Raw genomic sequence first — 23,090 nt, 5'->3', positions numbered from 1 at the left:
CGCGGAAGATTACGTGAATTCTAAAGGGACGAAGAATGAAGCCGGTTGAGATCTACACGTCGCCGCTTTGTGGCTTTTGCCACGCGGCCAAACGGTTGCTGAAACAGAAAGGCGTCGAATTCAATGAGATCGACGTGTTGATGCACCCAAAACGCAAACCCGAAATGATCCAGCGTGCGGCAGGCAAGCGCACTGTGCCGCAGATTTTTGTCGGCACAACCCATGTTGGTGGGTGCGACGACCTTTATGAACTTGAACGTCAGGGCAAGCTGGATCGCTTGCTCGCGGCCTGATGAAAACCGCTCTGCTGCAGATCACCTCGTCGGACGATCCGGCTGAAAATCTGGACATGGTGCGCGCCATGATGGTCGAAGCGGCCGATCAGGGTGCGCAATTCATCCTGACGCCCGAGGTGACGAATTGCGTGTCCACCAGCACCACGCGACAGCGTGAGGTTCTGCAGCATGAAGAAGATGACATCACCTTGGCTGGCCTGCGGGAACAGGCCGCAGCGCTGGGAGTATGGCTGCTGATCGGTTCGTTGGCGATCAGGACGCACGACGCCGATGGGCGGTTTGCCAACAGGTCTTTCATGATCAACCCGCAAGGGCAGATCGTGGCGCGGTACGACAAAATTCATATGTTCGACGTTCAGGTCACCGAGACCGAGACCTTTCGAGAATCAAAGAACTACCGCCCTGGTGAGAAAGCGGTGGTGGCCGACACCGATTTCGGTAAGGTCGGCCTGACGATTTGCTATGATATCCGCTTTCCGCATCTCTATGCCGCACTGGCGCACGCGGGTGCGCGGATTCTCACCGTCCCGGCGGCGTTTTCGCCGGTCACCGGGGCGGCGCACTGGGAATCGCTGCTGCGTGCCCGGGCGATAGAGAACGGCTGCTGGGTGCTGGCGCCTGCGCAGACAGGCGCGCATCCGAAAACGCGGGGAAAAACACGGTATACCCATGGTCACAGCATGGTTGTGGCCCCGTGGGGAGAGGTGCTGATCGACGCAGCAGCCAATCCGGGCATTCACATTTTCGATTTGGATGATAGTTCTGTGACAGAGGCGCGCCGCCGCGTGCCCTCATTGCAGCACGTGCGGTCCTTCGATGGGCCCTGATCCAGAGAGCCATGACAGACGAACACAATGCCCTTGCGGTCACGCTGTTCAGCGAGATTCTGACTGCAGACCAACTATTGCGCAACCGGCTGAGCCGGGTGCTGCCCAAGGGCATGGAAATCTCGCATTTCTCGGTGCTGAACCATCTGGTCTTCGTTGGTGACGAACGCAGCCCGGCGCAGCTGGCCAACACATTCCATGTGACGCGCGGGGCGATGACCAACACTTTGGCCAAGCTGGAATGGGCCGGATACATCCACATCCGCCCCGACTGGGACGACGCCCGCCGCAAGATGGTCGCCATCAGCCCCGCCGGTCGCCGCGCCCGCGATCAGGCGATTTCGTCGATTGCCCCGCTGATCAACCGCGTAGTCGGAGAGCTGGGGCTGGAGCGCGTCCGCAGTACCCTGCCCGTGCTGCGGGATTTGCGGTTGCAGTTGGAAGGGGAGTAGGGGTGTCGCGGATGGTCAATTACAATGGATAAAGTAGCGTGGGGATGCGATGTCATCATCGGAACATCGTACTACTGTGATTTTATCGGCGATTTGTACCTGAGCGATGAAACTCTTGAAGAAGCAAGACTGTCAGCATTGCGGAATGAACGAGGATTGGCTCTGGACGAAAGTAAGTTCCCAAAGAAGACCATTGCTAGAAATGGCCGCCCTCAAAAACTCAGGCATTTTGCCAATGCAGGATTCTTTCTCATCTCTCCCGAAGTCGTCGAAGTTCTGAAAACGCTCGATATTGGCGAAGGCGCAGTTTATTCGACGTCGTTTTTCAAGAAAGATCAAAAGACCCCACTGAACTTGCACCACAGCTATCTGAACATCGGAAACGTTAAGGATACGTTTTTGGCAGAGCAATCTCCGAGAACAGAGAAATCAGGTGCACCCAGATCCTGGCCAGAAGAAGACAGGCGGAGAGTCAGACGCGGCCTAGCAGACTGGGCTGATGATGATGTTGCGTTAGGATCGGCGTGTCTTGAAGGTCCAGATATCTGGGTAGAGAAGTGCTTCAACGACGCTTTCTTCATAAGCGACAGATTTGCTCATGCTCTTCAGCGAGAAAACCTAGCGGAAGACTTCAACCTCAAGCGCTGCCGCGTCTTGTAGGATAGGTGCTTGCACCCACCGCGCCTGATTTGTCGTCGAAATGATGGGTGTGAACACCCAACTCACCCCGGCTTAACACTCGCCGTCACATAATTCACGCTCAAATCCCGATCCGAGATCGACCAACTCCACAGGATCGGGTTGAAGACGAACCCCTTGCGGTCCACCGGTTCCAGCCCGGCTTGGCGCAGCAGGTCGAACAACTCATCGGGGGTGATGAACTTGTTCCACTCATGCGTGCCGCGCGGCAGCCAGCGCATGACAACCTCGGCCCCGAAGATGGCCATCGCATAGGATTTCGGGTTGCGGTTGATGGTCGAGCAGATCAGCAGGCCGCCCGGTTTCAGCAAGTGCTGCGATGCGGTCAGGAACCCCAACGGGTCGGCAACGTGTTCGACCACCTCCATGTTCAGCACCACGTCGAATTGCTCGCCAGCGGCTGCCATGTCCTCGGCGGTGGTGTGGCGGTAGTCGATCTGCAGGCCCGATTGCTCCGCATGGATGCGGGCGACGGGCAGGTTGCCCTCGGCGGCGTCGGCTCCGATGACCTCGGCCCCAAGACGGGCCATGGGTTCGCTCAGCAGCCCGCCGCCGCAGCCGATATCAAGCAGGCGCAAGCCTTCGAACGGTTTCGAGACGCTCAAATCACGGTCAAACTCGCCCGCGATTTGCTGTGTGATATAATCCAGACGGCACGGATTCAGCATGTGCAGGGGCTTGAATTTCCCGTGGGGGTCCCACCATTCCGCAGCCATCGCCTCGAATTTTGCGATCTCTGACGGGTCAACCGTGTTCGGATGCGCTTGCATTCCTGTCTCCGTGTGCTCTTTTACGCTTAAGGACTATATAGGGCCATAATGGACAAGTACCCGGACCAAAAGCGCGCAGTTCAATATCTTTATCCGCCGATCGATCCGTTCGATCAGCGCGTGGTCGATATGGGCGATGGGCATCGTATCTATGTGGAACAATGCGGTAATCCCAATGGGATACCGGTTGTGGTGCTGCATGGTGGCCCGGGTGGCGGCTGCAGCCCCGCGATGCGGCGCTATTTCGATCCGGATGTCTATCGGGTGATTCTCTTTGATCAGCGCGGATGTGGCCGGTCGCGTCCTACGGCTTCGGTCGAAGACAATACGACCTGGCATCTGATCGCGGATATCGAACGGTTGCGGAGACTGTTCGAAATTGAGGATTGGATCGCTTTCGGCGGCAGTTGGGGTGCGACGCTGGCGTTGATTTATGCGCAGACTCACCCGGACCGCGTAAATCGCCTGGTGCTGCGCGGTGTGTTTCTGGCGACGCAGGCTGAGCTGGATTGGTTCTATGGCGGCGGCGCTGGCAAGTTCTGGCCTGAACAATGGGCCAAGTTCACCTCTCTCTTGCCCGAGCATGAGGTGAAGGACGCCATCAACGCCTATCACAAGCGCCTGTTTTCCGGTGACCGCGCGACCGAGATTCTATATGCCCGTGCCTGGTCGCATTGGGAAAACGCGCTGGCCTCGATCCACACCAACGGATCGGTGGGGGAAAGCCCGGGCGAGTACGCGCGTACCTTTGCGCGTTTGGAGAACCACTATTTCAGGAACAAAGCCTTTCTTGAATATGACGGGCAGATACTGGATCAGATGGATCGTATTGCGCATATCCCCGGTCATATCGTGCAGGGTAGATACGACATGATCTGCCCGCCGCAAGCTGCTTGGAAACTGTCGCAACACTGGCCCGACGCTGAGTTGAAGATGGTGCGTCAGGCGGGGCACGCATTGTCCGAGCCGGGGATAAGCGTTGAACTGGTCCGGATCATGGACCGCGTGGCCGAGGGTGCGGCATGACCCGGATTGACCGCCGTGCCTTGTTCGCCTCTGGTGCCGCTGCCGCCTTGCTGGCGGCAACAGGGGCATCCTTGGCCGATACTCCAAAATCCGGGGGCACCTTGCGGCTGGCCGTTCCACGGGACGACAGCCTTGAGCAGGTGGCGAGGGGCGCTGTATTTGACACGCTGACCGAGATTGCCCCAGACGGCACCCTGCGAGGAGAGCTGGCAACAGGCTGGCAGACCGACTCCAGCGCAAAGGTCTGGAGTTTTGACCTGCGCAAGGACGTGGTGTTTCACGACGGGGGTTTGCTGACTGTTCAGGAAATCCTGCCGATTCTTGATGAGTTCGGGCAAGCCGAGGCGCTGAGCGCTGGTTGTCTGCGGCTGGAGTTGCCCGTGGCCAACCCGGGTTTGCCTTTCCGGCTTGCAGACAGCCGTTTCGCGATTACACGTGACGGACAATCCATAACACCGTTACACGCCGCCAATGGTACCGGTTGCTATCGTGCTGAGCGTGCCGAGGACGGGCGTCATTTTCTGGGTCGCAAGGTGGCAGGGCACTACAAAGAGGGCCGTGCAGGTTGGGCGGATGCGATTGAGGTTATCGTGATTCCCGATGCTGCCGTGCGGGCCGAAGCTTTGCGGGACGGCTATGTAGATGTCGCGGCAATGCCGGACCCGGACGGCCTGAATGGCCAGAGGGGGCTGCGTTACCACCCCGGCGAATCGAAAATGGCACTGGCCGCGGCAGCGCATGTGGGTATGCCCCGCCAGATCGCGCAGGCCCATGCGTTGGATGATGGTCGCATCGCCGAACGGTGGTGGCTGGCGTAAATCCGATCACGATTTGCGCCAGGGGTTGCAGACTCGGAAACTCCTGCGTATATGCAGTTGCAACAGCGGCGCGTTGGACTTCTGGTCCGGGGCTCCACCGGAAAATTCGACGGGCCGCGCGCCCGTTTTTTTGTGCCCGATTGAAGGGTAGAGAACCTGAATGACAAACGACCTGATAGCCAAAGCAGCCATTGACCGGCGACTGGCCGAGATCATCACCCCCGTGATCGAGGATCTGGGGTATGAGCTGGTGCGCATCCGCCTGATGAGCGGCAAGACCACCACGATGCAGATTATGGCCGACAAGCCCGATGGTGGCATTGAAGTGGATGATTGCGCCGAGATTTCAAACGCGGTCAGTGCCACTCTGGACGTCGAGGACCCGATCCTTGATGCCTATACACTGGAAGTCTCCAGCCCAGGTATCGACCGCCCTCTGACCCGTCTCAAGGATTTTGAGACTTTCGAAGGGTATGAGGCCAAGATCGAAACCGCTGAACTGATCGATGGCCGCCGCCGCTTTAAGGGTGAGTTGGCCGGGATCGAGGGGGATGAGGTGTTGATCAACATTCCCGAAGGTGATGAGACGATCACCATTGGTCTGCAATTCGACTGGCTGAGCGATGCCAAGCTCGTGCTGACCGATGATCTGATCAAGGAAATGTTGCGCCAGCGCAAAGACGCCGGTGCCCTGAACGAAAACGCTTTCGACGAGATTGAGACCGAAGGGTCCGAAGAGGAGACGAACTGATGGCAATCACCTCAGCCAACCAGCTGGAGCTGCTGCAGACCGCCGAGGCCGTGGCCCGCGAAAAGATGATCGACCCCGGTCTGGTTGTCGAAGCGATGGAGGAATCGCTCGCCCGTGCCGCCAAGAGCCGTTACGGCGCGGAAATGGATATCCGGGTGTCGATCGACCGCAAAACCGGCAAGGCGACCTTTACCCGCGTGCGCACCGTGGTCGAGGATGAAGAGCTTGAGAACTATCAGGCTGAGTTCACCGTCGAGCAGGCCAAACAATATATGGAAAACCCTGAGGTCGGTGATGTCTTCGTTGAAGAGGTGCCGCCGGTTGAAATGGGCCGTATCGCGGCGCAGTCCGCCAAGCAGGTGATTTTGCAGAAGGTCCGCGAAGCCGAGCGGGATCGTCAGTACGAAGAATTCAAGGATCGCGCAGGTACCATCATCAACGGTGCCGTCAAGCGCGAAGAGTTCGGCAATGTCATCGTCGATCTGGGCGGTGCCGAAGCCGTTCTGCGCCGCAACGACAAGATCGGCCGCGAAAGCTATCGCCCGAATGACCGTGTGCGTGCTTATATCAAAGAGGTTCGCCGCGAAGTGCGCGGTCACCAGATCTTCCTGTCGCGCACCGCGCCGGAATTCATGGCTGAGCTGTTCAAGATGGAAGTGCCCGAAATCTATGATGGCATCATTGAGGTCAAGGCCGTGGCTCGTGACCCCGGCTCGCGCGCCAAGATCGCTGTGATCTCGTATGACGGCTCGATTGATCCCGTGGGTGCCTGCGTTGGTATGCGCGGCAGCCGCGTGCAGGCCGTTGTGAACGAGTTGCAGGGTGAAAAGATCGACATCATCCCGTGGAACGAAGATCAGCCGACTTTCCTCGTGAACGCGCTGCAGCCTGCAGAAGTGTCCAAGGTGGTTCTGGACGAAGAAGCCGGAAAGATCGAAGTGGTTGTCCCGGAAGAGCAGCTTTCGCTGGCCATCGGTCGCCGCGGTCAGAACGTGCGTCTGGCCAGCCAGCTGACCAATCTGGACATCGACATCATGACCGAAGCCGAAGAATCGGCGCGTCGTCAGAAAGAGTTCGAAGCCCGCACACAGTTGTTCATGGAAAGCCTCGATCTGGACGAGTTCTTTGCCCAACTGCTGGTCTCGGAAGGGTTCACCAATCTCGAAGAAGTCGCCTATGTCGAGATCGACGAACTGTTGGTCATCGATGGCGTCGACGAAGGTACAGCGCAGGAACTGCAGACCCGTGCGCGCGAATTCCTTGAGGCGCAAGCCAAGGCGGCATTGGATGCGGCCCGTGCGCTGGGCGCCGAAGACAGCCTTATTGAATTCGAAGGCCTGACACCCCAGATGGTAGAGGCGCTGGCCAAGGATGATGTGAAGACGCTGGAAGACTTCGCAACCTGCGCCGACTGGGAACTGGCCGGTGGCTGGACCACGGTCGATGGCGAACGCATCAAGGATGATGGTGTGCTGGAGCCCTTCGGCGTGACGCTGGAAGAGGCACAGGATCTGGTCATGACCGCACGCATCATGCTGGGCTGGGTTGATCCGGCCGAGCTGGAGCAGGCCGAAGAAGACGGCGAAGCAACCGATGAGGAGGTCGAGGCCTGATCTCAGGCCTCGGGTGGCTGACATGGGTCGCGGTGGCGTCCATAAGGATCGGTCGGAAGGCCCTGAACGCAAGTGCATCGCCACGGGCGAGATTCAGCCTAAATATGGCTTGATCCGCTTTGTGGCAGGGCCGGACGGTCAGGTCTTTCCCGATGTTGCGGCGAAACTGCCCGGGCGCGGGGTCTACGTGGCGGCAGATCGCGCCGCGCTGGACAAGGCCGTGAGCAAGAAACTGTTCTCGCGCGGGTTCAAGGCGCAGGTGAGCGCGGCCAAAGATCTGACCGATGAGGTTGAAAAACAGGTGGCGCGTCGTGTGATCGAGCTGATCAGTCTGGCGCGCAAGTCCGGCGACGCGGTCGCCGGGTACGAAAAGGTCAAATCGTGGCTGGACCGGGAAGAGGCCCAGGTGCTGATTCAGGCCTCGGATGGATCGGGGCGCGGCAAGTCGAAACTCAGCACGCCGCACTTCGGGAAATACATCGGCTGGCTGACTGCGGATGAGCTTGGGGCGGCATTTGGGCGCCAAACCGTGATTCATGCGGCCTTGGCCTCTGGCGGACTCGCCAAACGTGTTGTAGAGGAAGCGCAGCGCCTGCGTGGCTTGCGCGAAACGGATGACGGCGGCGAGGGCCGCGCGGAAGGGTAAGAAGCTTTATGAGCGATAGTGACGGCAAAAAGACATTGGGTCTTCGTGGCGGGGCACGCCCCGGAAATGTGAAACAGAGTTTCAGCCACGGACGCACCAAGAATGTCGTGGTGGAGACCAAACGCAAACGCGTGGTCGTACCCAAGCCGGGCGCGACCAAACCAAGTGGCGGTGCCGCTCCGGCGGGTGATCCTTCGCGTCGTCCGGCAGGAATTTCCGACGCGGAAATGGCCCGCCGCATGAAGGCGTTGCAGGCCGCCAAGGCACGTGAGGCCGAAGAGGCAGCCGCCCGCGAGGCCGAAGAAAAAGCGCGCGAGGAAGAACGCGCGCGCCGTCGGGCCGAACAAGAGGCCAAGGAACGCGAACAGCGCGAAGCCGAGGAAAAGGCACGTGCCAAAGCCGAGGAAGAAGAACGCAAGCGCAAAGAGGCGGAAGAAGCGGCCCAGCGTGCTGCTGCAGCGCCTGCACCTGCGGAACCCAAAGCGGCGCGTAGCCCGGCCAGCAAACCGGCGCCTGCGGCGACCCCGCGCAAGCAGGATCGCGAACGCGATCAGCGTGGCAACCGTGGCAAGGGCCGTGATGACAACCGTCGCTCGGGCAAGCTGACACTGGGTCAGGCCACTGGTGGCGAAGGCAACCGCCAACGCTCGATGGCCGCCATGAAGCGCAAGCAGGAGCGTGCGCGCCAGAAGGCCATGGGCGGTACGGTCGAGCGGGAGAAGGTGATCCGCGACGTACAACTGCCCGAAGCGATCGTGGTCTCGGAGCTGGCCAACCGCATGGCCGAGCGCGTGGCTGACGTTGTCAAATCCTTGATGCAGATGGGTATGATGGTCACGCAGAACCAGACCATCGACGCTGATACCGCCGAACTGATCATCGAAGAGTTTGGCCACAAGGTCACCCGTGTCTCTGATTCGGATGTTGAAGACGTCATCAAAGAGGTCGAAGACAGCGATGACGATCTGCAGCCACGTCCGCCGGTCATCACCATCATGGGTCACGTTGACCACGGTAAGACCTCGCTGCTGGATGCGATCCGCGACGCGCGTGTTGTGGCTGGCGAAGCCGGGGGTATTACCCAGCATATTGGCGCCTATCAGGTGAAAACCGATGGTGGCACCACGCTGACCTTCCTGGATACACCGGGCCACGCGGCCTTTACCTCGATGCGTTCGCGCGGGGCTCAGGTCACTGATATCGTGGTACTTGTCGTTGCTGCAGATGACGCAGTGATGCCGCAGACGATCGAGGCGATCAACCACGCCAAAGCGGCCGAAGTACCAATGATCGTGGCGATCAACAAGATCGACAAGCCTGACGCCAACCCAGACAAGGTCCGCACCGATCTGCTGCAGCACGAAGTGATTGTCGAGAAGATGTCCGGTGAAGTTCAGGACGTTGAAGTATCTGCCATGACCGGCCAGGGCCTGGATGAACTGCTGGAAGCCATCGCGCTGCAGGCCGAGATTCTGGAACTGAAAGCTAACCCCGACCGCGCTGCTCAAGGTGCCGTAATTGAGGCGCAGCTGGATGTAGGCCGTGGCCCCGTCGCCACCGTTCTGGTTCAGAACGGCACGCTGCGTCAGGGCGATATCTTTGTTGTGGGTGAGCAGTACGGTAAAGTCCGTGCGCTGATCAACGACAAGGGCGACCGCGTCAAAGAAGCTGGTCCTTCGGTTCCGGTTGAGGTTCTGGGTCTGAACGGAACGCCTGAAGCGGGCGACGTTCTGAACGTGACCGAGACCGAAGCACAGGCTCGTGAGATTGCCGCCTATCGTGAGCAGGCCGCCAAGGACAAACGCGCCGCCGCTGGTGCCGCGACCACCCTTGAGCAGCTGATGCAGAAGGCCAAGGAAGACGAAAACGTCACCGAGTTGCCGATTTTGATGAAAGCGGATGTGCAGGGTTCTGCCGAAGCCATCGTTCAGGCGATGGAGAAGATCGGCAACGACGAGGTGCGCGTACGCGTTCTGCACTCGGGCGTTGGTGCGATCACCGAGACGGATGTCGGTCTGGCCGAAGCCTCCGGTGCTCCGATCTTTGGTTTCAACGTCCGTGCGAACGCGTCAGCCCGGAACACCGCGAACCAGAAAGGTGTCGAGATCCGCTATTACTCGGTGATCTATGACCTCGTGGACGACGTGAAAGCGGCGGCCTCTGGTCTGCTCAGCGCCGAGATCCGCGAAAAGTTCATCGGTTACGCCGAGATCAAAGAGGTCTTCAAGGTTACCGGCGTCGGCAAAGTTGCAGGCTGTCTGGTCACCGAAGGTGTTGCCCGCCGCTCGGCTGGCGTACGCCTGCTGCGCGACAACGTGGTCATCCACGAAGGCACGCTGAAGACGCTCAAGCGCTTCAAGGATGAAGTGGCCGAGGTTCAGTCGGGTCAGGAATGCGGTATGGCGTTCGAAAACTACGACGATATCCGCGCCGGCGACGTGATCGAAATCTTCGAACGCGAAGAAGTGACCCGGACACTCGACTGATCCGGACACCAGATCAAAACAAAAGCAGCGGCCTGTCGGGCCGCTGTTTTGCATCAGGGAAGAGCACTTAATCGACCCGAGATGACAGAAACGTGCCCGACGGCATGATGATATCGAAATGATGCTTGCCCAACTGCAGATCAAAACTGACCGAGTGCCCGGCCTTGCGCAGCAATTCCGCGTAGTCGCGGCTTTGGCGTATGAACTCGGGCGTATCGCGTTCAGCCACGGTCACGCGGTATCGCGGGCCCGGTGTCGGCAGGTTGAGGCAGGGCGACAAGTCGTGAACTTCAACCTTGCTGAGTTGCAGTGGCTCGTTAACGGAAGTCAGACTGATCGGCTCAAGGTCGAAAACTCCGCTGATCAGGATCACATTGCGCACACGCAACCCGGCCTGAGCCAGAGCATTTGAACAGGTCGCCATGACCATAGCCGCCAGATGGCCCCCGGCGCTGTGGCCTGACAGGGTAACATTCGACGGATCAAATCCCAGCGCTTCGGCTTGTGATGCCAACCACAGCAACGCGTCACGGCATTCTTCGATCATCTGACCTAAGCGGGCTTGCGGGGCGAGCGTGTAGTTCAGCGTCGCAAAGGCCTGCCCGTTCTCATGCAGCAGAGGTGCCATCATCGCGGATTCGCGATGGCCGAGCGCCTGCCAATAGCCACCATGGATAAACACGTGGAGCGGCGCCCCGGCACCTGCAGCCGGGAAGAAATCCATTACCTGTGAAGCGGATGCGCCATAAGAAAGATCTTCATGAACCTCTAGATCTGCCCGCGCCTGCGCGCTGAGCGCGGCATAGCTTGCAAGGTAAGGCGACAGATCACCTCCGATCATGGAACTGGGAGAGTATTGCTGTTCCAACTCTGTCTGAGAAAAACCACGATACAGCATGGCTTAGTCCCGCTTGCTATACATCAGCTCGGTCCGCATGTCGTAAAGGTCGTGAAAGAAGCGTAACTCCAATGCTTTACGCAGGAAGGCAACGCCGCTGGACCCGCCAGTGCCCGGTTGCATTCCGATCACACGTTCCACAGCGGTTGCGTGATCAAAGCGCCAGCGCTGGAACAGGGATTCCACGTCCATCAGCTTCTCTGCCAGCGCGTAGAGGTCCCAGTACTTGTCTGTGTTGCGGAACACCTCGACCCAGAGTTTCACCACGCGCGGATCGCCCGAATAGGGTTGCGCATAGTCCCGCTCGATCAGGTCTCGTGGAACATCGAACCCCTGACGGGACAGCATGTGCAATACCTCGTCGTATAGCGATGGCTTGGACAATGCGGCATTCAGCATCTCCATGACCTCTGGGTCATGCGCGTGCACTTTCAGGGTCGAGGCGTCCTTGTTCCCCAGAATGAACTCAATCTGACGATAGCCATAGCTTTGAAACCCCGAGGAATTGCCCAAAGCCTGCCGAAACGTTATGTAGTCGGCGGGCGTCATGGTCAGCAGCGTTTCCCAGGCGGTGACCAACTGCCGCTGGATGGCCTTGATCCGGTCGAGATTCTTCATCGCCGGGCCGAAATCATCTTGCTGCAGGAAGCGTCGCACTTCGACCAACTGGTGATGCATCAGCTTCAGCCACAGCTCGCTGACCTGGTGTATGATGATGAATAACATCTCATCGGGCTGAGCAGGATCCTGAAAGGTCTTTTGCAGATTCAGCAGGGTCTTGAGTTGCAGAAAGTCGCCATAGCTTTTGCGATGCGTCTCAGCGAAATCTGTGACCAGAGACTCCTCGATTCCGCGTTCCAGCAGTCGGTCATCTTTCGTGCTGCCCATCTTGCTCCTCCGGTTGGTTGCGCGATCCCTGTGTATGGGCCAGTTTTGCAACTATCCAGAGGGTCAGGTCCAGTCCAGAACAACTTTGCCGGACAGGCCCGACTTCATCGCTGCAAATCCTTCGGCAAAATCGTCAACACCAAACTGATGGGTGATCACGCGGCTTACGTCCAAACCGTTCTGCAGCATAGCAATCATCTTGTACCATGTTTCAAACATCTCGCGGCCGTAGACGCCCTTGATGGTGATGGCTTTAAAGACAATGCGGCTCCAGTCGACCGGAGATTGGCCCGGCGGGATGCCCAGCAGCGCGATCTTACCGCCCATGACCAGCGCTTCGACCATCTGATCCAAAGCTGCCTGCGAGCCCGACATCTCCAATCCCACGTCAAAGCCTTCTTTCATCCCCAGCTCGGTGATGACATCGGGTAACTCTTCGGCGGTCACATCAACCGTACGTATCGACGGCACCACATGCTCCGCCAGTTTCAACCGATCTGCATTGATGTCGGTGATCACGACGTTTCGCGCACCGGCATGGCGGGCGACGGCTGCTGCCATGATGCCGATTGGGCCGGCGCCTGTGATCAGAACATCCTCGCCCAGCAGATCGAAGCTCAGCGCGGTATGAACCGCGTTGCCCAGCGGGTCGAGGATGGCGCCAATCTCATCCGGCACATCATCTGGCAAAGGAATCACGTTGAAGGCGGGCAGTTTCAGGTATTGCGCAAAGGCACCTTGTTCGTTTACGCCGATGCCTCGCGTTCCGGGGTCCAGATGGAACTTGCCAGCGCGACTCTGGCGACTTTCGGTTCCGATCAAGTGCCCTTCGCCCGAGCAGCGCTGGCCGATCTCAAGCCCGGTAACGTTGCGCCCCATCTCGACGATTTCGCCTGCGAATTCGTGGCCGGTGATCATCGGCACTGGTACTGTGGCTGCAGCCCAGTCATCCCAGTTCCAGATATGGATATCTGTGCCACAGATGCCGGTTTTGTTTATGCGGATCAGTACCTCGTCCGGTCCAATCTCGGGCACTGGGGCCTGAACCATCCAAAGCCCTTCCTCGGGCTTGGATTTTTCCAGTGCTTTCATCGTGTTGGGTCGCATCAGATCACCCCCAATTCCTTGCCGACCTTGCCAAAGGCCGCGAGCGCGCGATCCAACTCATCCTTTGTTAGATCCGCATTCATCTGCGTTCTGATCCGCGCTTGACCACGCGGGACGACCGGGAAGAAGAAGCCCGAAACATAGACGCCTTCGTCAAATAGACGCGAGGCCATGTCCTGTGCCAATGTCGCTTCCCCCAGCATGACCGGAATGATCGGGTGTTCGCCCGGCAGCAGGTCAAACCCTAGCTTCTCAAGCCCGGCGCGCCAGTATTTCGCATTGCCGAACAGTTGGGCACGCAGCATGTCGCCCTCTTCGACCAGACGGATCGCCTCAAGTCCGGCAGCAACGATGGATGGCGGCAGCGAATTTGAGAACAGATAGGGCCGCGCCCGCTGCCGTAGCAGATCGATCACTGGCTGCGGCCCGGCGATATAACCGCCGATTGCCCCCCCAAGTGCCTTACCCAAGGTTCCCGTCAGAATATCCACGTCGACGCCAAAGTGATCCGGTGTTCCGGCCCCGTTCGGCCCCATAAAGCCAGTAGCGTGGCAGTCATCGACCATGACGATGGCGTCGTACTTGTCGGCCAGCTCGCGGATCTTCGGGAGATTGGCTAGGTAGCCATCCATCGAGAATACACCGTCGGTGGCGATCATGATATGCCGCGCCCCGTCCTCGCGCGCCTGTTTCAACCAAGCCTCGAGGTCATTCATGTCATTGTTCAGATAGCGATAGCGTTTGGCCTTGCAGAGCCTTACGCCATCTATGATTGAAGCGTGGTTCAGACTATCCGAGATGATGGCGTCTTCAGGCCCTAACAATGGCTCAAACAGCCCGCCATTGGCATCGAAACAGGCAGCGAACAGAATTGAATCATCTTTGTTCAGGAACTTGGCCAGCCGTTGCTCAAGCTCACGGTGAATATCCTGCGTGCCGCAGATAAAGCGGACCGAGGCCATGCCGAACCCTTTTGGTTCCATGGCGTTTCTGGCGGCGTCGATCAGGGCGGGGTGATCGGCCAGGCCCAGATAGTTGTTGGCGCACAGGTTGATGACCTGCTTTCCGCCCACGGTAATCTCACCGCCCTGAGGCGAGGTGATCATTCGCTCACGCTTGTACAGACCTTCGGATTCGATCTGCTTAAGGGTGTCCGTGATGTGGGACAGGAATGCATCTGCCATGGCGATCTCCTTAGCTCTGAGTCGCGCTTCTAACATAACGGAAGAATATCCCAAATAGGGGATTTACGAAATTACGGAAAAATATCCGTGAAGGCGGATTGTTGCTGGGTCAGGCGTTCTTTACGATCAGAAAAACACGCGCAGGGCTGTCGGCAGAAATGGAATGCGCGACGTCAGCGGCATATCGGGCTGTATCACCTTGCCTGAGTTCGCTCACTGCCGCGCCTGACGTAACTCGAACTGCCCCTTCCAACACGGTCAATTGTTCCCGTGCACCGCGCGCATGGGGTTGACTGTTCAGGGCACCGTTTTTGTCGAACTGAATGTCATAGACCTCGTGACCGCCGGCCTCTTCTGGCGGTGAGAGGATGCGGATGCGGCAGTTCTCTCCCATGTTATCGATGCTGGGCACTTCGGCGTTTCTAAGAACCTCGATCTGGTCGGTTGTCTTCGTGTCTTCCAGCAACCCGGCAAAATCCACCTGCAGAGCTCGGGTCAGGTTCCACAAGGTCGAAATTGTGGGGCTGCTTTCTCCGCGCTCGATCTGGCTGACCATGGATCGCGATACGCCGCTGAGATTCGCGACCGCTTCGAGGGAAAGGCCCTGGGCCCGGCGCGCTTCTTTCAGGCGGGTCGGAAGGCGTGTCAGGATATCGTCTGTTTTGTCCGTCATGACGGAATTTCATGCGCCTTGAATCGATAGATGTCAATTCCGTCTGTGACGGGACGTCTCAGGCGACAGAGGGTTTCTGCGGGTGCATACTACGGCCAAACTCAGGAGGAATGATCCATGACCGATATCGTTATTCTGGATGGTGCACGTACTGCCATCGGTACTTTTGGCGGTGCGCTGGCTTCGACGGCGCCGATTGATTTAGCGACCGTGGCGACCGAAGCCGCGCTTGAGCGGTCGGGTGTCGAAGGTGGGCAAATCGGGCATGTGGTTTTCGGTCATGTGATCAACACTGAACCCCGCGATATGTACCTGTCACGCGTAGCAGCGATACAGGCGGGCATTCCGAATGGGACTCCGGCGATGAACGTAAACCGACTGTGCGGCTCGGGGGCGCAGGCAATCGTGTCGGCGGTGCAGTCTCTGATGCTAGGTGACGCGGAATTCGCTGTTGCAGGTGGAGCCGAGAGCATGTCGCGCAGTCCTTACATTGTTCCGCAGGCACGCTGGGGCGCAAAGATGGGAGATGTCTCGTCGCTGGACATGATGCTGGGGGCGCTGAACTGCCCGTTCGGCACCGGCCATATGGGTGTAACAGCTGAGAATGTGGCCGACGAACATCAGATCAGTCGCGAGCAGATGGATGCGTTTGCGATGACCAGCCAGACCCGCGCTGCTGCGGCGATAGAAGCAGGATATTTCGAAAGTCAGATCGCGCCGGTACAGGTCAAGGTCAAACGCGAGATGGTCGATTTCAAGGTGGACGAGCATCCGAAGGCCACCACCGCCGAGGCTCTGGCCGGGTTGCGCCCGGTGTTCAAGAAGGACGGGCGTGTCACGGCAGGGAACGCCTCGGGTATCAACGATGGGGCTGCGGCTATGGTTCTGGCGACGGCGGATGCTGCTGAAAAGGCCGGGTTAAAGCCCAAGGCTCGCGTGTTGGGGTACGCTCATGCCGGGGTACGTCCCGAGGTGATGGGGATCGGACCGGTTCCGGCGGTTCAGAACCTGTTAAGGAAGACAGGTCTATCGACGGGTGATTTCGATGTGATCGAAAGTAACGAAGCTTTTGCGGCACAGGCTCTGGCCGTCAATCAAGAGCTTGCGTTGGATGCGTCGAAAGTGAACCCGAATGGCGGAGCGATCGCTCTGGGACATCCGGTCGGCGCGACCGGGGCAATCATTACACTGAAGGCACTGTACGAATTGGAGCGTACCGGCGGGTCCAAAGGGTTGGTGACAATGTGCATTGGCGGCGGGCAGGGGATTGCGATAGCGATTGAGCGGCTCTGATCCGGGCAGGGGGGCTGTCTGCCCCCCATCGCGCCCCGGGCGCGATTCCCCCCGAGGATATTTCTGGCCAGATGAAGCAGTGGGATCGGATCTAGCTGAGGCCGGTGATCACCAGGGTGAGGACGGCCCCGACAACGGCGCCGATGGCGGCGGGCCATATCAGTTGCGACAGAACGGTGCCTTGGGGTTCGTCCTTGTGAGTCTGCGCAATGAGCGCGTTTTCCACCAGCGCTGGCAGACGCGGGCCGAAACGGGCAAGGACCATGGCGGTTTTTCCAAAGTCCCGCAGCGCCGCGCGGGGGCCGATGGATTGTTTGATGTAATCCTCGACCACCGGACGGGCGACTTCCCAGATGTTCATATGTGGATCAAGTGAGCGCGCAACGCCTTCGACGACAACCATGGTGCGTTGCAGCAGAATCAGCTCGGTCCGGGTTTCCATGCCGAAACGTTCCGTGACTTCAAACAGGTAGCTAAGAAGCCGGCCCATGGAGATATGGGTTGCGTCCATGCCGAAGATGGGTTCTCCGACAGCGCGCAGGGCGCGGGCGAATTCGTCGACGTCCTGGTTGGCGGGGACATAGCCGGCCTCGAAATGGACCTCGGCCACGCGTTTGTAGTCGCGGCGGATGAAGCCAAAGAGGATCTCGGCATAGACCCGGCGGGTGTATTCGTCGATATGCCCCATGATGCCGTAGTCGTAGGCGATGATGTCGCCGTTCGCGGCGACCTTGAGGTTGCCCTGATGCATGTCGGCGTGGAAGTAGCCGTCGCGCAGGGCGTGCAGCAGAAACAGGCGCAGGACACGCTCGGCCAGATCGCTGCGGTTGTGACCTGCGGCATCCAGCGCATCGTTGTCGCCCAGCGCGATGCCATCGGCCCAGCTGAGCGTCATGACGCGTCGTGCGGAAAGGGACCAGACCACTGGCGGCAGCCAAAATCCGGCGTCGTCCTTGGTGTTGGCGGCGTATTCCGAGGCGGCGGCGCTTTCAAGGCGCAAATCCAGCTCGCCGCGAACGACCCCGTCAAAGTGTTCGATCACCTCCATCGGGCGCAGGCGACGCGCGCCGGGGGCGAACAAGTCGACAATGCGAGCCGCGAAATAGAAGGCGTCCACATCCTTCCGGAAGGCGCGTTCGATATTCGGGCGCAGGACCTTGACCGCCACATCCTCGCCGGTGCTGTTCAGCTTGGCCTTGTGAACTTGCGCGATCGAAGCCGCAGCAATGGGTTCGCTGAAGTCACTGAAAATCTTGGCCATCGGCTGGCCAAGCTCTTTCTCTACTTCGGCCATGGCCTCGGCCTTTGAAAAGGGCGGAAGCTTATCCTGTAGAACGCGTAGCTGTGCTGCCAATTCATCGCCCACAACATCGGGTCGGGTCGAAAGAACCTGCCCGAACTTGATGTAAGCGGGGCCAAGGGCGGTCAGCGCGCGTGTGGCAGGCGGCATCTCGGGATCGCCCTTGTAGCCTAACCACTGGAAGGGCTTGCCCAGAACATGCGCAAGAATGCGGATAGCACGCGGAGCTTCGAAGGCATCAAGCACCACGTTCATCGCACCAGTGCGTTCGAGCGTGGCGCCTGTCCGGATCAGGCGAATGATGTTGTGAGGACCGCGCATGTGTCAGATCTTCCAGCCGGAATGCAGTGCCGCGATACCCATGCTGAGATTGCGGTACTTGGCGTTTTCGAACCCGGCGGTGCGGACCATGTTCAGAAAGGTCTGCTGATCCGGGAATTTGCGGATCGATTCGACCAGATACTGATAACTGTCGTAGTCATTGGCGATCAGCTTGCCCATGCGTGGAATGACATTGAAGCTGTAGAGGTCGTAGAGCTTCTGCAGCCCGTCATTGGGCAGTTGGCTGAATTCAAGCACCATCAGGCGGCCACCGGGTTTCAGCACGCGATAGGCCTCGTTCAATGCCTCTTGCGGGCGGGTAACATTCCGGATGCCGAAGGAAATTGTGTAGACGTCGAACGTATTGTCCTCGAACGGCAGGGACATCGCATCGCCCACCACCCAGTTGAGGCTGTCGGCCATCTGGTCGGCCTCGGCGCGCTGGCGGCCTTCAACCAGCATCGGCTCGGTCAGGTCCAGAACGGTGGCGTGGCCGTGGCCTGCGCGTTTGAGGAACCGGAACGAGATATCCCCCGTGCCGCCCGCCACATCCAACAGCCGCTGACCGGGGCGCGGGGCCAGCCAGTCCATCATCGCGTCTTTCCAGACCCGGTGGATGCCCATCGACATGACGTCGTTCATCACGTCATATTTCGAGGCGACCGAGTTGAACACGCCCTGTACGCGACCGGCCTTTTCAGCCTCGCGGACGGTTTCAAACCCGAAATGAGTGGTCTTGTCGCTGTTGTCGGACATTTGCCTTGCCGTTTGTCGAATTTCGCCTCTGTTATAGGGCTCTGGAACCCGGGCACAATGCGGCCCTTTGGAATAGGAGCCATGTAATGCCCGAATTGCCCGAGGTCGAGACAGTAAGACGCGGCCTTGCCCCAGCAATGGAAGGGGTTGTGATCGAACGCGCGGATGTGAACCGCCCGGATTTGCGCTGGCCCTTTCCGGATCGCATGGCCCAACGGTTGACGGGTCAGAGGGTAGATCGGCTGCGTCGGCGCTCGAAATACATCCTCGCCGATCTGAGCAGCGGTGAAACCCTGCTGATACATCTGGGCATGTCCGGGCGGATGACGGTTTCAGGCGATCCTCTGGGGCAGTTTGCGCATGAACACCCGGTGCCGGAAAAGCATGACCATGTTGTGTTTCACATGGCCAATGGCGCACGCATTACCTTCAACGATCCGCGCCGGTTTGGTGCGATGGACCTTTTGCAGACATCAATTGCGGAAGATCACAAACTGCTGTCGGTTCTGGGGCCGGAACCGCTGGGCAATGATTTTCATGAACAGCACCTGATTGATGCATTCCGGGGCAAGAACACTCCGGTCAAATCCGCGCTGCTGGATCAGGGAATCGTTGCCGGGCTGGGCAATATCTACGTCTGCGAAGCGCTTTATCGCGGCAAGGTGTCGCCACGTCGCAAAGCCGGACAGATTTCCGCGCCACGAGTTGCCGCGTTGGTTCCGATCATCCGGCAGGTGCTGCAAGATGCGATTGAAGCGGGTGGTTCATCCCTGCGGGATTTCCGGCAAGCCGATGGAGAACTTGGATATTTTCAACACAGCTTCGATGTATACGGGCGCGAGGGCGCACCCTGCAGGACCGAAGGATGTGGTGGTGAAATCAAGAGAATCACCCAATCGGGTCGCTCATCCTTCTATTGTGCGCAATGCCAAAGATAACTTGATCCAGCGAATTCGCGTGATAATGAATCGTATCTGAACGGAACAACCGGAAGCTTACACCTCATGGCTTTTGAGACGATCATCGTCGAAATCGAAGACCACGTCGCCCTAATCAAGCTTAACAGACCCGACGCGATGAACGCGCTGAACACCCAGTTGCTGGGTGAATTGTGCGATGCGCTGGAAGAAGCAGACAGCAACGACAAGGTGCGCTGCATCATCATCACCGGCTCGGACAAGGCGTTTGCCGCGGGTGCGGACATCAAGGAGATGTCCGAGATGAGCTTTGTCGACGTGTTCAACATCAACCTCTTCGCCGATGCCAATGACCGGGTTTCCGCGATCCGCAAGCCGATCATCGCGGCGGTCGCAGGTTATGCGCTGGGCGGTGGGTGTGAACTGGCAATGCTGTGCGATTTCATCATCGCGGCGGATACGGCCAAGTTCGGCCAGCCCGAGATCAATCTGGGCGTCATCGCAGGGCTCGGCGGCAGCCAGCGTTTGACCCGCTTTGTCGGAAAGTCCAAATCGATGGACATGAACCTGACAGGCCGGTTCATGGACGCTGAAGAAGCCGAGCGTGCTGGCTTGGTGAGTCGCGTTGTTCCCGCCAAGAAGCTGATCGAAGAAGCAACCGGCGCGGCGCAGAAGATCGCAGAGAAATCACAGATCACAGCCATCGCTGCCAAGGAAGCTGTGAACCGCAGCTACGAGTTGCCATTGAGCGAAGGTATGTTGTTTGAGCGTCGGGTGTTCCATTCGATGTTTGCCACCGAAGACCAGAAGGAAGGCATGGCTGCGTTTCTTGAAAAACGTGCGGCGCAATTCCGCGATAAGTAGGCGCAAAGGGCATTCAGTGAAATCAGGCGGGCTTGGTCCCGCCTTTTTTTGTCCGGTCGTCGATGTAAGAATCAGCTTGGCAAAGCCCAAAAACTTGGATAGAGACCGCCGTCATACATGCGCGTGCGGCCCGCTCTGGCCCGACTCACACTCGTGATCTCGATCCGGTCCGGTTCTTCCCGTGGCGCGTAACTTTAGAAATCGTACCGAACAAAGGTCAGAGACACATGGCTAACTCGCCCCAGGCAAAAAAACGCGCTCGTCAGAACGAAAAGCGTTTCGCCGTAAACAAAGCACGCCGTTCGCGCATCCGCACCTACCTGCGCAAAGTTGAAGAAGCGATCGCATCCGGTGACAAGGACGCGGCCACCGCAGCCCTGCGCGCGGCTCAGCCCGAGCTGATGCGCGGCGTCACCAAAGGCGTCTTCCACAAGAACACCGCAGCCCGCAAAATGTCGCGCCTGTCGGCACGCGTTAAAGCGCTGGGCTGATTCTCGGCTAAAACGCGTCAAGCGTTGATATGCAAAAAAGGCGTCGCGTATTGCGGCGCCTTTTCCATTGTTGCCGGAAAGCCGCGTCTTCACGAAGCCGAGAGATTCTTTCGCCCCGAACCCCGAGTCAATATCAGAGTTTCGTTGCCCGGACCCTTGGGCTCTTGCTACGACTGATGTCAGCGATTCACTCGCTTGGGGGGACAGGCTGTTCCAGCGATCTGACTGACGGGCATCAGACGGATCACGGAACGAATGTTCGAAAACCGGCTTCGGCTGGATGGACGATCTGCTCTGGGTCTCGGGTTTTCCGATGATCTTGGCCCTGTCGAAAAATTGGAATGTCACGCGCAACCCGGTTTCCGGGTGCGCCCCATTTTTGGGGTCGTGCTGCGATGTACGATGATGATATTCGCGCATACCCGCCAGACCAACAGGTTTGGCGAAGTGTGTCCCTGTGTGTGAGCGCCATAAGACCCGGAAAACGGGACATATTGATAAGGCCGCAAGGCCAATAAAGATGGGATGCGTGAGGCGCCGAATGACACAAGAGAAATGGGGACAACTGCGTAGCAAATTGATGAAGGCGGTTGGGAAAAACAACTTTACCACCTGGATTGAACCTCTGGAGTTTCAGGAGTTGCAGGATGGTGTTGCGGTTTTCTCGGTGCCGACCAATTTCATGGGCAACTATGTCAGTCAGAATTTCGCAGACCTTATTCTCTATGAACTGAACACGTCGGGTGAAAAGGTGCAGCGTTTGGCGTTCCGCACGGCAGCCAACTCGTCAGCGCGCCCCACACTGGCAGAAGATGCCAAGCCATCGTTGGCGCCCGAACCCCGACCCGCCGTGCCAGATACGCCCAGTGATGCGCTTGAAGCCTTACAGGCGGCGCCGCTGGACGCACGATTTACCTTTGACAGCTTCGTTGTCGGCAAGCCCAACGAACTCGCCCATGCGGCAGCGCGCCGCGTATCCGAAGGCGGGCCGGTTACTTTTAATCCGCTGGTGCTTTACGGCGGCGTCGGCCTTGGTAAGACCCACCTGATGCACGCTATCGCTTGGGAACTGAAGACCAAACACCCCGAGTTGAACGTCCTGTATCTGTCGGCGGAGCAGTTCATGTATCGCTTCGTGCAGGCCCTGCGGGAACGTCGTATGATGGATTTCAAGCATCTGTTCCGCTCGGTCGATGTGCTGATGGTGGATGACGTGCAGTTCATCGCGGGCAAGGATTCGACGCAGGAAGAGTTCTTCCATACATTCAACGCGCTGGTGGATCAGAACAAGCAGATCATCATTTCGGCCGACCGCGCGCCGGGCGAGATCAAGGACCTTGAGGATCGCGTGAAATCGCGCTTGCAATGCGGCCTTGTGGTCGATCTGCACCCCACGGACTACGAGTTGCGCCTGGGTATCTTGCAGAACAAAGTTCAGCATTACAGCAGCACCTATCCCGATCTGACCATTGCCGACGGCGTGCTGGAGTTCCTCGCGCATCGTATTTCGACCAATGTGCGCGTGCTGGAAGGCGCTCTGACCCGCCTGTTCGCCTTTGCCTCGCTGGTCGGGCGCGAGATCGATATGGAGCTGACGCAGGATTGTCTGGCCGATGTACTGCGTGCGTCCGAGCGTAAGATCACGGTCGAAGAGATTCAGCGCAAGGTCTCGGATTATTACAATATCCGCCTTAGCGATATCATTGGCCCGAAACGCTTGCGGTCCTATGCGCGCCCGCGTCAGGTGGCGATGTATCTGTGCAAGCAGTTGACCAGCCGGTCGCTGCCTGAGATTGGCCGCCGTTTTGGCGGACGCGACCACACCACGGTCATGCATGGTGTCAAACGCATCGAAGAGCTGAAGCTGACCGATGGCCAGATTGCCGAAGATGTCGAGATGTTGCGCCGGGCACTGGAAGCCTGAATTGCGTCTGTTTTGAAAACGTCCCGTGCCAGCCGGCCGGGGCATTTTCATGTGCGCAATAATCCACGATCGCGCGCGAACTGACGGTGG

At 58.7% G+C, this 23,090-nt stretch carries 23 protein-coding genes; 15 read left to right on the top strand and 8 right to left on the bottom strand.

Annotated features, from left to right (window positions below; all coding sequences use genetic code 11):
* Positions 1-35 precede the first annotated feature (35 nt).
* The 4 genes from grxC to RA27_RS15785 are packed head-to-tail and all read left to right on the top strand — an operon-like array spanning position 36 to position 2,235.
* Positions 36-293: a glutaredoxin 3 gene (gene grxC / locus RA27_RS15800; RefSeq protein ID WP_039541061.1), complete on the top strand. Its 258-nt coding sequence runs from the start codon at positions 36-38 to the stop codon at positions 291-293.
* A complete protein-coding gene (locus RA27_RS15795) occupies positions 293-1,123 on the top strand; it encodes a carbon-nitrogen hydrolase family protein (protein WP_039541060.1) in 831 nt (276 codons plus the stop codon). Before grxC ends, RA27_RS15795 begins: the two co-directional genes overlap by 1 nt.
* A gap of 11 nt (positions 1,124-1,134) precedes the next feature.
* Positions 1,135-1,575: a MarR family transcriptional regulator gene (locus RA27_RS15790; protein WP_037313149.1), complete on the top strand. Its 441-nt coding sequence runs from the start codon at positions 1,135-1,137 to the stop codon at positions 1,573-1,575.
* 24 nt (positions 1,576-1,599) lie between these two features.
* On the top strand, positions 1,600-2,235 hold the full coding sequence (locus RA27_RS15785) for a hypothetical protein (RefSeq protein WP_039541059.1): 636 nt from the start codon (positions 1,600-1,602) through the stop codon (positions 2,233-2,235).
* Positions 2,236-2,297: 62 nt separating this feature from the next.
* Here the strand turns inward: RA27_RS15785 and ubiG are convergent, their stop codons facing one another.
* A complete protein-coding gene (gene ubiG / locus RA27_RS15780) occupies positions 2,298-3,044 on the bottom strand; it encodes a bifunctional 2-polyprenyl-6-hydroxyphenol methylase/3-demethylubiquinol 3-O-methyltransferase UbiG (RefSeq protein WP_039541057.1) in 747 nt (248 codons plus the stop codon).
* Positions 3,045-3,092: 48 nt separating this feature from the next.
* Between ubiG and pip the strand changes: the two genes are divergently transcribed.
* From pip to infB, 6 genes are all read left to right on the top strand, one after another.
* A complete protein-coding gene (gene pip, locus RA27_RS15775) occupies positions 3,093-4,070 on the top strand; it encodes a prolyl aminopeptidase (RefSeq protein WP_039541055.1) in 978 nt (325 codons plus the stop codon).
* Positions 4,067-4,888 (top strand): peptide ABC transporter substrate-binding protein, encoded by an 822-nt coding sequence (locus tag RA27_RS15770; RefSeq protein ID WP_039541053.1) that lies wholly within the window; start codon positions 4,067-4,069, stop codon positions 4,886-4,888. The genes pip and RA27_RS15770 overlap by 4 nt, the downstream gene beginning before the upstream one ends.
* Before the next feature lie 160 nt (positions 4,889-5,048).
* Positions 5,049-5,639, top strand: a complete 591-nt coding sequence (gene rimP, locus RA27_RS15765; RefSeq protein ID WP_010442531.1) for a ribosome maturation factor RimP — start codon at positions 5,049-5,051, stop codon at positions 5,637-5,639.
* On the top strand, positions 5,639-7,252 hold the full coding sequence (gene nusA / locus RA27_RS15760; protein WP_039541051.1) for a transcription termination factor NusA: 1,614 nt from the start codon (positions 5,639-5,641) through the stop codon (positions 7,250-7,252). Before rimP ends, nusA begins: the two co-directional genes overlap by 1 nt.
* 22 nt (positions 7,253-7,274) lie before the next feature.
* Positions 7,275-7,898: an RNA-binding protein gene (locus RA27_RS15755; protein ID WP_039541049.1), complete on the top strand. Its 624-nt coding sequence runs from the start codon at positions 7,275-7,277 to the stop codon at positions 7,896-7,898.
* An 8-nt stretch (positions 7,899-7,906) separates the two neighbouring features.
* On the top strand, positions 7,907-10,384 hold the full coding sequence (gene infB, locus RA27_RS15750) for a translation initiation factor IF-2 (protein WP_039541046.1): 2,478 nt from the start codon (positions 7,907-7,909) through the stop codon (positions 10,382-10,384).
* Positions 10,385-10,451: 67 nt separating this feature from the next.
* On the opposite strand, the gene RA27_RS15745 is transcribed toward infB, so the two are convergent.
* The 5 genes from RA27_RS15745 to RA27_RS15725 all read right to left on the bottom strand — a co-directional run bounded on the left by RA27_RS15745 (position 10,452) and on the right by RA27_RS15725 (position 15,134).
* Positions 10,452-11,282, bottom strand: coding sequence for an alpha/beta hydrolase (locus RA27_RS15745; RefSeq protein WP_039541043.1), 831 nt, complete (start codon positions 11,280-11,282; stop codon positions 10,452-10,454).
* Between the two features lie 3 nt (positions 11,283-11,285).
* Positions 11,286-12,170, bottom strand: a complete 885-nt coding sequence (locus RA27_RS15740) for a tryptophan 2,3-dioxygenase family protein (protein WP_039541042.1) — start codon at positions 12,168-12,170, stop codon at positions 11,286-11,288.
* 63 nt (positions 12,171-12,233) lie between these two features.
* Positions 12,234-13,262: an L-threonine 3-dehydrogenase gene (tdh, locus tag RA27_RS15735; RefSeq protein ID WP_039541322.1), complete on the bottom strand. Its 1,029-nt coding sequence runs from the start codon at positions 13,260-13,262 to the stop codon at positions 12,234-12,236.
* Positions 13,263-13,276: 14 nt separating this feature from the next.
* Positions 13,277-14,461, bottom strand: a complete 1,185-nt coding sequence (locus RA27_RS15730) for a glycine C-acetyltransferase (RefSeq protein ID WP_039541037.1) — start codon at positions 14,459-14,461, stop codon at positions 13,277-13,279.
* 109 nt (positions 14,462-14,570) lie between these two features.
* Positions 14,571-15,134 carry an XRE family transcriptional regulator gene (locus RA27_RS15725; protein ID WP_039541034.1) on the bottom strand — a complete coding sequence of 188 codons (564 nt, stop codon included), beginning with the start codon at positions 15,132-15,134 and terminating at the stop codon, positions 14,571-14,573.
* A gap of 117 nt (positions 15,135-15,251) precedes the next feature.
* Between RA27_RS15725 and RA27_RS15720 the strand changes: the two genes are divergently transcribed.
* Positions 15,252-16,427 (top strand): acetyl-CoA C-acyltransferase family protein, encoded by a 1,176-nt coding sequence (locus tag RA27_RS15720; RefSeq protein ID WP_039541031.1) that lies wholly within the window; start codon positions 15,252-15,254, stop codon positions 16,425-16,427.
* A 91-nt stretch (positions 16,428-16,518) separates the two neighbouring features.
* Here RA27_RS15720 and ubiB read toward each other — a convergent pair whose 3' ends face one another.
* Positions 16,519-18,048 (bottom strand): 2-polyprenylphenol 6-hydroxylase, encoded by a 1,530-nt coding sequence (gene ubiB / locus RA27_RS15715; RefSeq protein WP_039541028.1) that lies wholly within the window; start codon positions 18,046-18,048, stop codon positions 16,519-16,521.
* A gap of 3 nt (positions 18,049-18,051) precedes the next feature.
* Positions 18,052-18,804 carry a bifunctional demethylmenaquinone methyltransferase/2-methoxy-6-polyprenyl-1,4-benzoquinol methylase UbiE gene (gene ubiE / locus RA27_RS15710; RefSeq protein WP_039541026.1) on the bottom strand — a complete coding sequence of 251 codons (753 nt, stop codon included), beginning with the start codon at positions 18,802-18,804 and terminating at the stop codon, positions 18,052-18,054.
* A gap of 86 nt (positions 18,805-18,890) precedes the next feature.
* Between ubiE and mutM the strand changes: the two genes are divergently transcribed.
* From mutM to dnaA, 4 genes are all read left to right on the top strand, one after another.
* Complete coding sequence (mutM, locus tag RA27_RS15705) at positions 18,891-19,742, top strand: bifunctional DNA-formamidopyrimidine glycosylase/DNA-(apurinic or apyrimidinic site) lyase (protein WP_039541022.1); 852 nt, start codon at positions 18,891-18,893, stop codon at positions 19,740-19,742.
* Between the two features lie 66 nt (positions 19,743-19,808).
* Entirely contained in the window at positions 19,809-20,585 is a 777-nt protein-coding gene (locus tag RA27_RS15700) for an enoyl-CoA hydratase (protein WP_039541019.1), read from the top strand.
* A 227-nt stretch (positions 20,586-20,812) separates the two neighbouring features.
* On the top strand, positions 20,813-21,076 hold the full coding sequence (gene rpsT, locus RA27_RS15695) for a 30S ribosomal protein S20 (protein ID WP_039541017.1): 264 nt from the start codon (positions 20,813-20,815) through the stop codon (positions 21,074-21,076).
* Between the two features lie 541 nt (positions 21,077-21,617).
* Positions 21,618-23,000, top strand: coding sequence for a chromosomal replication initiator protein DnaA (gene dnaA, locus RA27_RS15685; protein WP_039541012.1), 1,383 nt, complete (start codon positions 21,618-21,620; stop codon positions 22,998-23,000).
* Positions 23,001-23,090 lie beyond the last annotated feature (90 nt).

Source organism: Ruegeria sp. ANG-R, from assembly GCF_000813985.1.
GTDB lineage: Bacteria > Pseudomonadota > Alphaproteobacteria > Rhodobacterales > Rhodobacteraceae > Ruegeria.
This window is presented reverse-complemented; position numbering and strand designations above follow the sequence as displayed.

Coding starts and splice junctions, on each gene's coding strand:
- tdh (WP_039541322.1), bottom strand. CDS start 13,262: ATGAAAGCACTGGAAAAATCCAAGCCCGAGGAAGGGCTTTGGATGGTT.
- grxC (WP_039541061.1), top strand. CDS start 36: ATGAAGCCGGTTGAGATCTACACGTCGCCGCTTTGTGGCTTTTGCCAC.
- ubiB (WP_039541028.1), bottom strand. CDS start 18,048: ATGCGCGGTCCTCACAACATCATTCGCCTGATCCGGACAGGCGCCACG.
- RA27_RS15730 (WP_039541037.1), bottom strand. CDS start 14,461: ATGGCAGATGCATTCCTGTCCCACATCACGGACACCCTTAAGCAGATC.
- RA27_RS15790 (WP_037313149.1), top strand. CDS start 1,135: ATGACAGACGAACACAATGCCCTTGCGGTCACGCTGTTCAGCGAGATT.
- RA27_RS15795 (WP_039541060.1), top strand. CDS start 293: ATGAAAACCGCTCTGCTGCAGATCACCTCGTCGGACGATCCGGCTGAA.
- rimP (WP_010442531.1), top strand. CDS start 5,049: ATGACAAACGACCTGATAGCCAAAGCAGCCATTGACCGGCGACTGGCC.
- RA27_RS15740 (WP_039541042.1), bottom strand. CDS start 12,170: ATGGGCAGCACGAAAGATGACCGACTGCTGGAACGCGGAATCGAGGAG.
- mutM (WP_039541022.1), top strand. CDS start 18,891: ATGCCCGAATTGCCCGAGGTCGAGACAGTAAGACGCGGCCTTGCCCCA.
- RA27_RS15755 (WP_039541049.1), top strand. CDS start 7,275: ATGGGTCGCGGTGGCGTCCATAAGGATCGGTCGGAAGGCCCTGAACGC.
- RA27_RS15700 (WP_039541019.1), top strand. CDS start 19,809: ATGGCTTTTGAGACGATCATCGTCGAAATCGAAGACCACGTCGCCCTA.
- nusA (WP_039541051.1), top strand. CDS start 5,639: ATGGCAATCACCTCAGCCAACCAGCTGGAGCTGCTGCAGACCGCCGAG.
- RA27_RS15725 (WP_039541034.1), bottom strand. CDS start 15,134: ATGACGGACAAAACAGACGATATCCTGACACGCCTTCCGACCCGCCTG.
- ubiE (WP_039541026.1), bottom strand. CDS start 18,804: ATGTCCGACAACAGCGACAAGACCACTCATTTCGGGTTTGAAACCGTC.
- pip (WP_039541055.1), top strand. CDS start 3,093: ATGGACAAGTACCCGGACCAAAAGCGCGCAGTTCAATATCTTTATCCG.
- infB (WP_039541046.1), top strand. CDS start 7,907: ATGAGCGATAGTGACGGCAAAAAGACATTGGGTCTTCGTGGCGGGGCA.
- rpsT (WP_039541017.1), top strand. CDS start 20,813: ATGGCTAACTCGCCCCAGGCAAAAAAACGCGCTCGTCAGAACGAAAAG.
- RA27_RS15745 (WP_039541043.1), bottom strand. CDS start 11,282: ATGCTGTATCGTGGTTTTTCTCAGACAGAGTTGGAACAGCAATACTCT.
- RA27_RS15770 (WP_039541053.1), top strand. CDS start 4,067: ATGACCCGGATTGACCGCCGTGCCTTGTTCGCCTCTGGTGCCGCTGCC.
- ubiG (WP_039541057.1), bottom strand. CDS start 3,044: ATGCAAGCGCATCCGAACACGGTTGACCCGTCAGAGATCGCAAAATTC.
- RA27_RS15720 (WP_039541031.1), top strand. CDS start 15,252: ATGACCGATATCGTTATTCTGGATGGTGCACGTACTGCCATCGGTACT.
- dnaA (WP_039541012.1), top strand. CDS start 21,618: ATGACACAAGAGAAATGGGGACAACTGCGTAGCAAATTGATGAAGGCG.
- RA27_RS15785 (WP_039541059.1), top strand. CDS start 1,600: ATGGATAAAGTAGCGTGGGGATGCGATGTCATCATCGGAACATCGTAC.